An 11893-nucleotide genomic window follows, 5' to 3' on the forward strand; every position below is an offset into this window, starting at 1 on the left:
GGGGCGCCGCCGCGCCTACCCTGCTGCAGGTGAGCCCTCGCAGCGAGCGCCCGGTCGGGGAGGTGACCCGCGGGACGACCAACCCCAACCGGCTCCGGCGGGTCGACCGCTGGCTCGCCGGCCCGCAGGCGTGGCGGCTCGCCCGGCCGGGACCGCCTCCGCTCGTCGTCGACCTCGGCTACGGCCGCACCGGCACGACCGCGCGGGAGCTGCACGACCGGCTCGCGGCGGTGCGCGCCGACGTGGAGGTCGTCGGGCTGGAGATCGAGCCGGGCCGAGTGGCGGCGGCGCGCGGGCTGGAGCGCCCCGGGCTCAGCTTCGCGCTCGGCGGCTTCGAGGTGCCGACCGCGCGGCCCGCGAGCGTGATCCGGGCCTTCAACGTGCTGCGCCAGTACGACGAGGAGGCGGTGCCGGCGGCCTGGGCGCGCATGTGCGGTCGGCTCGAACCCGGCGGGCTGCTCGCCGAGGGCACGTGCGACGAGCTCGGCCGCCTCGCGACGTGGGTGGCCCTCGAGGCGTCGGGGCCGTTGTCGCTGTCGATCTCGGTGGGGCTGCGGACGCTGCAGCGCCCCTCGGACGTGGCGGCCCGCCTCCCGAAGGCGCTCATTCACCGCAACGTGCCGGGCGAGCCGGTGCACGACTGGCTCGCCGCGCTCGACGACGCGTGGGATCGGGCCGCGGCGCTCGCGCCGTACGGGCGGCGGCAGCGGTTTCTCGCCACCGTGGCGGCGGTGCGGTCGGCGGGCTGGCCGGTGCTCGGCGGTCGCTCACGGTGGCGGCTCGGCGGGGTCACCGTCGCCTGGGAGGCGGTGGCGTCGTCGGCCCGCGGTTGACGAGCCGCTACTCGCGTCTCGGGGGCCGTCGGTTACCAGGGGCCGTACGGGCCGGAGTGGGTGCCTCCGCCGCGGCCGCCGGAGACCGATCGCAGCGCCGGGCGCACGTCGGCGAGGTAGACGCCGGCGGCGACGACACCGATGATGCCGAGGCCGAGCACGCGGCTGATCGTCACGAAACCGACGGCGGCGGCGACGCCGAGGATGGCCACCCACCAGGTCTTGGAGAGCTTGCCGGCGGCGGCGTAGGCCTGCGGGCGGTGCCGCAGGGCGTCGACGAGGGCGTAGACCTCGAGCGCGAACGCGGCCACGCCCAGCAGCAGCAGCGTCACGCCTTGGGCCGTGTTCAGGGCTTCGAGCATGGGTCCACCCTACGGGTCGTGCTGAGGAGGGGCTGAGAACAGTTCGGGTGCTGGGCATGAACCGGCCCCGGCGCGGGGCTTGGGGCGCCTTCGCGGGGCGACCCCGTCTCCGTGAGACCGGAACCGCCCCGGAACCCGTGGTCAGGTTTCGACGATGACGGTGAACGGCCCGTCGTTGACGGATTCGACGGCCATGGCGGCGCCGAACCGGCCGGTCTGCACGTCGAGACCGGCCTCGCGCAGGTGCGCGGCGACCGCGTCGATGAGCCCGGCGGCGTGTTCGCCGCCCGCGGCCTCGCTCCACGACGGGCGCCGGCCCTTGCGGGTCTGCCCGTAGAGCGTGAACTGGCTGACGAGCAGCACCTGACCCCCGGAATCGGTGACCGACAGCTCGTCGCGCATGATCCGCAGCTGCGCGATCTTGCGGGCCATGGCCTGCGCCTGCTCGGGGGTGTCGTCACGGTGGGCCGCGACGAGGGCGAGCAGGCCGGTGCCGATGGCACCGACCTGCTCGTCGGAGACGGTGACCTGCGCGCGTGTCACCCGCGCAAGCACGGCTCGCATGGTGTCGTCCGCTCGGGTGAGCGGTCAGCTCTCGGTGGACTCGGTGGACTCGGTGGTCGCGGTGGTCGCCGTGGAGGCGGGGGCCTCGGTGGCCGGGGTCGCCGAGGCCGCCTTCGCCGTGCTCTTCTTGGCGGCCGCGGACTTCGACGCGGTGGCCTTGGCGGTGGCGGCGCGGCGGCGGGTGGTCGCCTTCTTGGCGGTGGACCGGCCGGCGGGCGCGGTCGTCGTGCGGGACGTACCCGACGCGGCGGCCGACGCGCGCTTGGCGGACTTGACGGTCTTGGCGGTCTTGTCGCTCGTGTCGCGCTTGTCGGCGGACTCCTCGCTCTTCGCGGCGCTCTTCTTCGTCGTCGTGACCGTGGCGCCGGCCTCGACGCCGCTGCCGACCTGGGCGGCGGAGTTCAGGCGCGGGCGACGCGGCTTCGGGCGGGCCGTCTGCTCCACGGCCTGCGCGGCGTCGGCGGTGGCCTCGCGCACCGGGCGGGCGACGGAGCCGCGGCGCAGCAGCGGCGCGGCGGTCTGCCGGCCGAACTGCGCGACGTGGGTGACGGCCTCGACGACCTCGTCGGTCACGTGGTCGGCCTGCTCACGGGCCTGGGTCATCGCGTTGTTGGCGCCGGTGCGGGTGCGGTCGGCGGCGTTCTGCGCGGCGCGGGTCGCGTTCTCCTGGCCGCGGGCGACGCTGCGGCCGGCGCGGGCGAGGAGCTCCTCGCTCTGCTTGACCTGCGGCTGGCGACGCACGACGTTCTCGCCGCGCTCCGCGAGCTGGCTGAACTGGCTCTGGGAGCGGGTGACGACGTCGAACCACTCGTTGAGCGCCAGCAGCGGCATCTGGCGCATGCCGCGGGCGAACCGGGCCAGCTGCACCTTCGTGTTGTCGGTGGGCTCCATGGTCTCGCCGCGGACCTCCGCGCCGATCTCGCTGAGGCGGCGCGCGGCCAGGTCGGTCATGCCGACGACGGCGTAGAAGGGGTTGAGGCCGAAGGGCAACCGTGGCTTGGTCATTCGTGTTCTCCTTGTTCGGGCCGCGGGGCGGCCGCGGTGTCTGTCACATCGGTGGGGTTCGTGGGTGCCGCCGGCTCGTCGCCGCTCGCCTTGGGCTCATCCGGCTCATCAGGCTCGGCGGGGTTGGCGGGTGCGGCGGGGTTGGCGGGCGCGCGGGACGCGGTGGGCTCGGCCGACTCGGTGGGCGTGGCGGGCTCGCCGGTGTCACCGGCTCCGCCGGACTCGACGAACGAGTCGTAGAGGTCGAGGAGGATGCGCCGCTGGCGCCCGGTGAGCCGAGGGTCGGCCGCGATGACGACGCGGGTGTCGACCGCGTCGGCGGCCTCCCGCTCGTCGGGCATGTCGAGCAGCCCGGCCTGCACGTAGAGCGACTCGGCCGAGATCTCCAGGCCCTTGGCGAGCGCCTGCAGGATGTCGGCGCTCGGGCGGCGCAGGCCGCGCTCGATCTGGCTGAGGTACGGGTTGGAGATGCCGGCGGCCTTGCTGAGCTGGCGCACCGACAACTGCGCGTTCTCGCGCTGCTCGCGCAGGTAGGCGCCGAGGTCACGGACCACGGGCACGGAGCCCGAGGAGCCATGAACTCCCGGCACACCGCGCAGCGGACCCTTGAGACGACTCACACCCCTAGTGTGCTTGCGGTAGTTAGCGGTTTGCAAATCGGAGTTAGCGCGTGTCGTGTCGGGCCGGCCAATCCGCCTGTGCGGCGAGGCCCGACGGCGGGTCTGGGGTGGTGTCGCGGAGAACCCTGGTGCACGCCGGCTCCGGCTCAAGCGCCGTGAGCAACGTCCGTGAAAACTGCGTGTCACGGTGAGGACTGCGACACGAACCGCAGTCCTGATCACGACACGCAGTTCTCACGGACGTTGGGCTGGGGGCGTCGGCGGCTCCGGGGCTGCGTGAGCTCGGCCCGGGGCCGCGGGGTCGGGAACGGGACACCTGTTTCCGGCACCGGACACCGACCGGCTCGCTGGACACCGCTGAGACCACGGGACACGCGCGATAGCCGGTGTCCCGTCGAAGAGCCGGTGTCCCGCCGAGGAACCGGTGTCCCGCCGAGGAACCGGTGTCCCGCCGAGGAACCGGTGTCCCGGCGAGAAGCTGATGTCCCGTGGAGGAGCCGGCGGCCCGGGCTCGGGGCCCGCGGCGGCGGGAACGGGACACCTGTTTCCGGCTCTGGACACTGACCGGCTCGCTGGACACCGCTGAGACCACGGCACACGCGCGATAGCCGGTGTCCCGTCGAAGAGCCGGTGTCTCGTCGAGAAGCCGGTGTCCCGCTTAGGAGCCGGTGTGTCGCCTAGGAGGCGGTGCCCCGCGGCTCGGGGCACAGGGGCCGCGCCGGCGACGGGGGTTACAGCGGCTACGGGGTGACGACGACGGTTTGGGCGGCGGCGGTGTGGCCGGCGTCGCTGGGGGCGTCGAGCACGGCGTCCGCGGGAGTGTTGCGCTTGACGACGCCGAGGGCGATCGGGCCCTCCTCGTGGTGCCGCGCGACGGTGGTCAGGCGCCCGACCGCGCGGCCGTCGAGGAGCAGCGGCGTGCCGGCGGGAGGCAGCACGTGGCCGCTGCCGTCGAGGTGCAGGAAGACCAGTCGCCGCGGCGGGCGGCCGAGGTTGTGCACCCGCGCGATCGTCTCCTGGCCGCGGTAGCAGCCCTTGTGCAGGTGCACGGCGGTGCGCAGCCAGTCGAGCTCGTGCGCGATCGTGCGGTGATCGGTCTCCGCGCCGAGGCGAGGGCGCCAGGCGTGCACGCGCAGCGCCTCGGCGGCCCAGGTGCCGGCGAGCGGCCGGTCCGCGACCACCTGCGTGAGCCGGTCGCGCGGCACGAAGACCTCGCGCCACGGCCGGTCGGCGCCGGGGTGCGGGGTGGCGTCGGAGTACTCGGCGGTGTCGCCGACGGGGCCGGGCCAGGGATCGACCCAGGCCAGCGGCTCGCCGGGCAGGCTCTCGGTGGCGTGCGGCTCCCCCAGCGTCGCGAACTCGTCCGTGACGTCGGCGACCTCGACGCGCAGCATGAACCGCATCCGGTCGAGCCACTCGACGACCGCGCCGGCCGTGCCGGGCTCCACGCCCAGCCAGGTGCTCTCGCCGTCGTCGACGACGTGCAACGCGTGCTCGATGTGCCCCTTCGGGCTGAGGATCAACGACTCCCGCGACGTGCGCGGCGCCAGGCCGAGCAGGTGCTGGCTCGTCAGGGAGTGCAGCCACGAGAGCCGGTCCGGCCCGGTGACCCGCACGAGCCCCCGGTGCGACAGGTCGACGACGGCGAGCCCCTCGCTGAGCAGCCGCTGTTCGCGCATCGGGTCGCCGTAGTGGGCGGCGACCCCGGCGTCGGCGCCCTCCCCCGCCACCGCCCCGGGACGGTCGAGCCGCGGGCTGGGCGGCGCGGAGTTCGTCGCGTCGGCGGAGACGGGAGCGTCGGGGGCGTGGTCGGGTGCGTTCTGCGTCATCGGGTCACTTCCACAGGATCGGAGTCGGCATCGTCGCACGCGCGGCACCGGCCGGGGATCACCAGGTGCCCGACGTCGGCGGCGAACCCGTGCCGCCGGGCCAGGGTGCGCACGAGGTCGGCGGCGGCGTCAACGTCGGCCTCGGCGACCGCTCCGCAACCCGCGCAGCGCAGGTGCAGGTGGTCGGCGTGCGAGACGAGGTGGTAGGTGGGGGCGCGCTGTTCGAGGTGGCCGTGGGAGACGGCACCGACCCGTTCGAGGGCGTCGAGCGCCCGGTAGACGGTCGACAGCGGCAGCGGCGGCGAGTCGGTCGCCAGATGCTCGGCGATCTGCTCGGGGGTCGCGTGCCCGAGCCGGCGCACCGCCTCCTCGACGCGGGCGCGCTGCTGGGTCATCCGCAGGCCGCGGGCGCGCAAGGCCACCGCCGTGTCCGTCCCCGCGTCCGACTGGTCCGACGCGTCCGACGCTGGGCCCGCCGCCGTCGCGACGTCCGCGGAGATGTCAGCAGAGACGGCGCGGACGGCGGGCTCGGCGGAGCGCACGGGCTCAGCCGACTCGCTTGAGCTGCGCCGAGACATGCGAGGTGAGGGGCTTGCCGACGGCGGCCATGTCCATGACCCACATGAGCTGGGACTCGACGAGGCCGTACATGCGGGCCCCGGAGCTGTACTCCTTGGCCGCGGGCGAGCGCAGCACCCCGTCGGTGGCGAGCTGGACGGCGGGCCGCTCGGGATCCCTGCGGCCCACGTACATCTCGAGGATGCCGGTGGGGTGGGTGAGCAGCAGCTCGATCTCGCCGTTGTCGAGCACCCGCCAGAAGCCCTCCTCCCGGGCGAGCGGGCGCACCTGGTTGCCGGCGTCGTCGAGCAGCCAGGTGCGGCTCGACATCGCGAGAAACGGCCGGCCGTCGTGTTCGATCGTCAGCTGCTGACCGAAGTTGGCCGACTCGATCGTCGGATAGCCGACGACACCGGCTCCGGCCCAGCGGCCCACGAGCCAGGCCAGCGGGGCGAGCTGCGGCGGCAGGGTGGGGTCGAGTTCGAAGGGCATGTCGCCTCCCAAGCGATCGTGACGCGAAACCGATCGGTGCGGCCGCCGGCCTGAGCCGGCCCGAAGCCGGCCCGAGCCAGCCCGAGCCGGCCGGAACGGGCGCAAACCGACCGCAACCGACACCGTCAGCGGACTACCGCCATCATGTCAGGGCCCAGTGACAGCCAGGTCAGCGCGTAGGCGATGACGCCCGTCGCGAACACCGACGCGACCCCGCTGGCGAGCTGCGCGCGGCGCCCGAACAGCGTGGGCAGCACCGACTGCACCTGCCGCAGCGCGTAACTCGATCCGGCGGCCAGCCCTCCGGCGGCGAACAGCAGCGGAGCCGGTAGCCCGGCGGCCATGATGGTGCCGAGCCACCACGCGGCGCCGGCCCCGAGAGCCACGGCGACCACACCGGCCACCGGGCCGCCCGCTCCCCAGCGCAGCCCCAGGTCGGCCAGACTCGCGACGGCCACCGCCCCGAAGACCGCCACGCTGCACGCCACGCCCTCGTCGGTCGGGGTGAGCAGCAGCACGCAGGCCCCCGAGGTGAGCACGCCGATCCCCGTGACGGAGGCGGAGACCGACTCCACGAGCCGGGGCCGGCCGTCGCGGCGGCCGAGCTGATGCAGGAACTCCACGATCATCGCGAGCGCGACGGCCCCGGGCAGCAGCGAGGTGCGGGCCTCCATCGACAGCACCCCGCCGCACAGCAGGATCAGCCCCGCCCCGGCGAGCACCCCGGTGGTGCCGCGCGGGCTGGGCAGGCCGAGCAGCAGCACCCAGCCCCCGGCGAGCAACAGCATCCCGACGCCGACGATGAGGAAGACCGGCACGGTGCCGAGCAGAAACGCGAGGGCCAGCACGGCCGCACCCACGCCGGCGGAGGCGGTGACCAGCGGGCGCCACGGGCGCCGCGGGATCATCAGCGACTCGGTCGAGGACTCGTCTGCGTCGCTGCGTTTCGGGGGCACGGCCAGCATCCTGTCATCCGCCGGCGAACGGCGGCAGGATCTCCAGCGTCGCACCTGCCGGAACCTCCTGGTCGCGCTCCGCGGGCGAGCCGTCGAGCAGCACGCTCGCGACCGCGAGCACCCGCTCCAGGCCGGGGTGCTCGGCCACGGCCGCGGCGAGCACCTGCCCGACCGTGCCGCCCGGCAGGGTCTGCTCCGCCACCCCGGCCGCGGCCTTGGCCGCCGCCCAGTACCGCACGGTCACGACGTCTCCCGCGCCGTTCGACGCCGGCCGACCCTGCTGAGCCTGCTGAGCCTGCTGAGTCGGCTGAGCCTGCTGAGTCGGCTGAGAAGACTGAGCCGTCGCGGCGTCGGTGGGAGCGCCGGTGGGCGTTTCGGTGGGCGACATGCCCTCAGACTCGCAGGTGACGGCCGACACCTCCACCCCGAGCGACCGCACCGCCCACCGTGCACGCCACGCGCCGGTCAGCGGGCACGCGACGCACCGCTCGACGCGCCGGTCGGCGGCGACGACCCGGCCCGGCACGGCGACGACCCGGCCCGGCCCAGGTTCGCGCAAAGCCGACGCAACCCCGCGGGTGCCGCGCCGCCGCTGGAAGGAGCCGGTTTCGCCGCGCCGGACACGCGCGCACGGCGGGGCGATGGTCATTGGCGAACAGCCCCGTTGCCTATCCTTGGGTTCGTGGCCCATCTCGTGCTGATGACCGACGCGCTCGCCCTGAGCGCCGAAGTCCTGCCCGCGTTGGCGCTCCTGAACCACCACGTGCGGATCGTGCCCGCCGACGCCACGGCCCTGCTCGGAGACACCTCCGCCGACATCGTGCTGGTCGACGGGCGCCGCGAACTGGCTCAGGCCCGCACCCTGTGCCGCCTCCTCGACATGACCGGCACGTCGACGCCCGTCCTCGCGATCGTCACCGAGGGCGGCCTCACGGCGGTCAACGCCGACTGGGCCATCGCCGACGTGCTGCTGGACACCGCCGGCCCGGCCGAGGTCGAGGCGCGGCTGCGACTGGCCGGGGCCCGGCGCACCGAGGCGGCCGCCGACATCGGCGGCCCGATCACCACCGGCGAGCTCGTCATCGACGAGAACGCGTACACCGCGCGGCTGCGGGGGGCCTCCCTCGACCTGACGTACAAGGAGTTCGAGCTCCTGAAGTACCTCGCGCAGCACCCCGGCCGGGTCTTCACCCGGGCCCAGCTGCTGCAGGAGGTCTGGGGCTACGACTACTTCGGCGGCACCCGCACGGTCGACGTGCACGTGCGGCGTCTGCGCGCCAAGCTCGGCGCCGACCACGAGCAGCTCATCGGCACGGTCCGCAACGTGGGCTACCGGTTCGTCCCCGAGCCGGAGGGCGCCGAGCACGCCTGACGGGTCGGCACGGGCCCGCACGGGTCCGCGGCGGCGCGCGCAACGGTCTCCCGTGATAGGCATTTCGCCATGTTGCACGTGTTTCCGGTCCTGCCGCTCGACCGTCAGGATCAGGTCGCCGCTCTCATCGACTCGGCCCGCATCAGCGACGGTGTCGCGCCCGTCTCGGAGGAGACCCACCTGCGGCTGCCCGCCACCGCCTCCCGCGACTGGCTGCACCTGGTCTACGTCGACGACGGCGCGGTCGTCGCGTACGCGCACCTCGACACCGCGGACCCGCAGGCGCCCTGGGCCGAGCTCGTCGTCGCGCCGCTGAGCCGGCGCCGCGGCATCGGGTCGCTGCTCCTACGCGAGATGCTGCAGCGCGCCCCCGCGACGCGGGTGTGGGCGCACGGGTTTCTCCCCGGCACCGCCTCCTTCGCCGTGGAGCGGGGGCTGCACGTCGTGCGGGAGCTGTGGCAGATGGCCCGGCCGCTGGCCGACCTGCCGCCCGGCCGGCAGCTCCCGGCGGGTTTCGCGGTGAGCACCCTGACCCCGGGCGACGAGCGGGACGAACGGGACTGGCTCGCGGTCAACGCCGCCGCCTTCGCCAGCCACCCCGAGCAGGGCCGGATGACGCTGGCCGACCTGCGCGCCCGGCAGAGCGAGCCGTGGTTCGACCCGGCCGGTTTCTTTCTCGTGCGCGACGAGCGGACCGCCGACGACCCGGCGACCTGGGACGGCGTGCGCGGCCCCACCCCGGAGCCGGGCCGGCTGGCCGCGTTCCACTGGACGAAGGTGGAGCACGCGGTGGGTGAGGTCTACGTCGTCGGCGTGGACCCCGACTACCAGGGGCTCGGGCTCGGCGCCGCCGCCACATGGGTCGGCCTCGACCACCTGCGGGCCGAGAACCTGCAGACGGTCACGCTGTACGTCGACGGCGACAACGACGCGGCGGTGGCGACCTACCGGACCCTGGGCTTCGAGCGGATCGCCGTCGACGTCCAGCTCGCGACGCGTCGGGTTCCGGACGAATCGGCGCGATGACACGATGGACGACATGACGACGCCTGCGCGCACCGACGAGACCGTACCGGCCGGCGACGGGCGGGATCCGAACCCGATCGCAGCCGTCTCGGCCTCCTCCTCGCTGCAGCGCCCACGGGCCGCCAACGGGCGGTTCGTGCGCCTGGAGTCGGCGGCCGAGACGCCCCCGGCGGCCGGCGACCTGCCCCGTGACCGGTTTCTCGACCGCGAGATCTCGTGGCTGCAGTTCAACGAGCGCGTGCTGCAGCTGGCCGCCGACCCCGACCTGCCGCTGCTCGAGCGCGCCCGATTCCTCGCGATCTTCGCGAGCAACCTCGACGAGTTCTTCATGGTGCGGGTCGCCGGGCTCAAGCGGCGCGTGGCCACCGGGCTGGCCGTACGATCGGCCTCCGGGCTGGAGCCGCGGGAGCTGCTGGAGTCGATCCACACGGTGGCCGCCGAGCTCATGCGCCAGCACGCCGACGTCTTCCATGACCTCGTCGCCCCCGCGCTCGCGCAGGAGCAGATCCAGCTCGTCTCGTTCGACGACCTGTCGATCGAGGAGCGCACCGACCTCTCGCAGTGGTTCGGTGACCAGGTCTTCCCCGTGCTCACTCCCCTGGCCGTCGACCCGAGCCACCCGTTCCCGTACATCTCGGGGCTCTCGCTCAACCTCGCGGTCGTGCTCGTCAACGCCAAGACCGGCACCGAGCACTTCGCGCGCGTCAAGGTGCCGCCGCTGCTGCCCCGGTTCGTCGAGGTGCCCGCCGACGAGGGCGACGAGGAGCTGTACGCCGCGCGGTTCGTGCCGCTGGAGGAGATCATCGCCGCGCACCTCGACATGCTCTTCCCCGGCATGGCGGTGCGCGAGCACTTCACGTTCCGCGTCACCCGCAACGAGGACCTCGAGGTGGAGGAGGACGACGCCGAGAACCTGCTCACCGCGCTGGAGAAGGAGCTGACCCGGCGGCGGTTCGGCCCGCCGGTGCGCCTGGAGGTTGCGCAGGACATGACCGACCACGTGCTCAAGCTGCTCATGCGCGAGCTGTCGGTGAGCCCGAAGGAGGTCTTCCGGCTCGCGACGCCGCTCGATCTCACCGGCCTGAACACGGTGGCCGACCTCGACCGCACCGAGCTGAAGTACCCGGCGTTCGTGCCGCGCACCCACCCCGACCTGGCTCGCGTGGAGAGCTCGAAGGCCGCGAACATCATGGCGGCGGTGCGCACCCAGGACGTGCTCGTGCAGCACCCCTACGACAGCTTCTCGACCTCGGTGCAGGCGTTCATCGAGCAGGCCGCGGCCGACCCCAAGGTGCTGGCGATCAAGCAGACGCTCTACCGCACCAGCGGCGACTCCCCGATCATCGACGCCCTCATCGACGCCGCGGAGTCGGGCAAGCAGGTGCTCGCCGTCGTCGAGATCAAGGCCCGGTTCGACGAGCAGAACAACATCGAATGGGCCCGCAAGCTCGAGCATGCGGGCGTGCACGTGGTCTACGGGGTCGTCGGCCTGAAGACCCACTGCAAGGCCTCGCTCGTCGTGCGCCAGGAGACCGACGGGCTGCGGCGCTACTGCCACCTCGGCACCGGTAACTATCACCCGAAGACCGCCCGCCTGTACGAGGACTTCGGCCTGTTCACGTGCGACCCCAAGGTCGGCGAGGACCTCACCAAGCTGTTCAACCAGCTCTCCGGATGGGCGCCGCGCAGCAAGTACAAGCGGCTGCTCGTGGCACCGCGCTCGCTGCGCTCCGGGCTCCTGGAGTGCATCGACCGCCAGATCGAGGACGCAAAGAACGGTCGCGACGCCTACGTCGGCATCAAGGTCAACTCGATGGTCGACGAGACGGTCATCGACGCGCTGTACCGCGCCTCGCAGGCCGGGGTGCGCGTCGAGGTGCTCGTGCGCGGCATCTGCGCGCTGCGGCCCCGGGTGCCGGGGCTGTCGGAGAACATCGAGGTCCGCTCGATCCTCGGGCGCTTTCTCGAGCACAGCCGCGTGTTCGTCTTCGGCCCCGAGGGCGAGGCGGGGGTCTACATCGGCAGCGCCGACATGATGCACCGCAACCTCGACCGCCGCGTCGAGACCCTCGTGCGCATCGCCGACCAGCGGCACATCGACGACCTCGTCGAGCTCATCGGGCGCGGCATGAGCGACGAGACGTCGAGCTGGCATCTCACCGAGGAGGGCCGGTGGCATCGGCACAACCGCGGCCCCGACGGCGCGCCGCTGACCGATCTGCAGAGCGCCCTCATCTCCGAGCACGGCCGGCGCCGCCGCCGGGCCCGCACCAGCT

General features: G+C 73.7%; 13 protein-coding genes. 4 read left to right on the plus strand and 9 right to left on the minus strand.

All coding sequences use genetic code 11. The annotated features are described in order from the left end of the window. The first annotated feature begins 62 nt into the window (after nucleotides 1-62). Complete coding sequence (locus tag PINTE_RS17315) at nucleotides 63-833, plus strand: class I SAM-dependent methyltransferase (protein ID WP_084343740.1); 771 nt, start codon at nucleotides 63-65, stop codon at nucleotides 831-833. A gap of 32 nt (nucleotides 834-865) precedes the next feature. Here PINTE_RS17315 and PINTE_RS17320 read toward each other — a convergent pair whose 3' ends face one another. The 9 genes from PINTE_RS17320 to PINTE_RS24545 all read right to left on the minus strand — a co-directional run bounded on the left by PINTE_RS17320 (nucleotide 866) and on the right by PINTE_RS24545 (nucleotide 7868). Next, nucleotides 866-1195 carry a DUF2516 family protein gene (locus tag PINTE_RS17320; RefSeq protein ID WP_068433260.1) on the minus strand — a complete coding sequence of 110 codons (330 nt, stop codon included), beginning with the start codon at nucleotides 1193-1195 and terminating at the stop codon, nucleotides 866-868. Between the two features lie 141 nt (nucleotides 1196-1336). Continuing rightward, entirely contained in the window at nucleotides 1337-1759 is a 423-nt protein-coding gene (dtd, locus tag PINTE_RS17325) for a D-aminoacyl-tRNA deacylase (protein WP_068433261.1), read from the minus strand. 24 nt (nucleotides 1760-1783) lie between these two features. Continuing rightward, a complete protein-coding gene (locus tag PINTE_RS17330; RefSeq protein ID WP_068433262.1) occupies nucleotides 1784-2764 on the minus strand; it encodes a hypothetical protein in 981 nt (326 codons plus the stop codon). Beyond that, complete coding sequence (locus tag PINTE_RS24005) at nucleotides 2761-3384, minus strand: helix-turn-helix domain-containing protein (protein WP_084343737.1); 624 nt, start codon at nucleotides 3382-3384, stop codon at nucleotides 2761-2763. The genes PINTE_RS17330 and PINTE_RS24005 overlap by 4 nt, the downstream gene beginning before the upstream one ends. A gap of 740 nt (nucleotides 3385-4124) precedes the next feature. Continuing rightward, nucleotides 4125-5213: a CAF17-like 4Fe-4S cluster assembly/insertion protein YgfZ gene (gene ygfZ, locus PINTE_RS17340; protein WP_084343738.1), complete on the minus strand. Its 1089-nt coding sequence runs from the start codon at nucleotides 5211-5213 to the stop codon at nucleotides 4125-4127. Further along, a complete protein-coding gene (locus tag PINTE_RS17345) occupies nucleotides 5210-5635 on the minus strand; it encodes a Fur family transcriptional regulator (RefSeq protein WP_245643025.1) in 426 nt (141 codons plus the stop codon). Before PINTE_RS17345 ends, ygfZ begins: the two co-directional genes overlap by 4 nt. Nucleotides 5636-5759: 124 nt before the next feature. After that, complete coding sequence (locus tag PINTE_RS17350; protein ID WP_068433269.1) at nucleotides 5760-6263, minus strand: heme-binding beta-barrel domain-containing protein; 504 nt, start codon at nucleotides 6261-6263, stop codon at nucleotides 5760-5762. Between the two features lie 125 nt (nucleotides 6264-6388). After that, nucleotides 6389-7228, minus strand: a complete 840-nt coding sequence (locus PINTE_RS17355) for a hypothetical protein (protein ID WP_068433271.1) — start codon at nucleotides 7226-7228, stop codon at nucleotides 6389-6391. Between the two features lie 4 nt (nucleotides 7229-7232). Further along, nucleotides 7233-7868 carry a MoaD/ThiS family protein gene (locus tag PINTE_RS24545; protein WP_245643026.1) on the minus strand — a complete coding sequence of 212 codons (636 nt, stop codon included), beginning with the start codon at nucleotides 7866-7868 and terminating at the stop codon, nucleotides 7233-7235. A gap of 33 nt (nucleotides 7869-7901) precedes the next feature. Between PINTE_RS24545 and PINTE_RS17365 the strand changes: the two genes are divergently transcribed. The 3 genes from PINTE_RS17365 to PINTE_RS17375 all read left to right on the plus strand — a co-directional run. Next, entirely contained in the window at nucleotides 7902-8591 is a 690-nt protein-coding gene (locus tag PINTE_RS17365) for a winged helix-turn-helix transcriptional regulator (RefSeq protein ID WP_068433273.1), read from the plus strand. 69 nt (nucleotides 8592-8660) lie between these two features. Beyond that, complete coding sequence (gene mshD, locus PINTE_RS23695) at nucleotides 8661-9617, plus strand: mycothiol synthase (RefSeq protein ID WP_068433275.1); 957 nt, start codon at nucleotides 8661-8663, stop codon at nucleotides 9615-9617. 4 nt (nucleotides 9618-9621) lie between these two features. Further along, nucleotides 9622-11893: RNA degradosome polyphosphate kinase (locus PINTE_RS17375; protein ID WP_084343739.1), on the plus strand; the 2272-nt coding region annotated here is incomplete at its 3' end.

It is taken from the genome of Piscicoccus intestinalis NBRC 104926 (assembly GCF_001515525.1).
GTDB classification, from domain to species: domain Bacteria; phylum Actinomycetota; class Actinomycetes; order Actinomycetales; family Dermatophilaceae; genus Kineosphaera; species Kineosphaera intestinalis.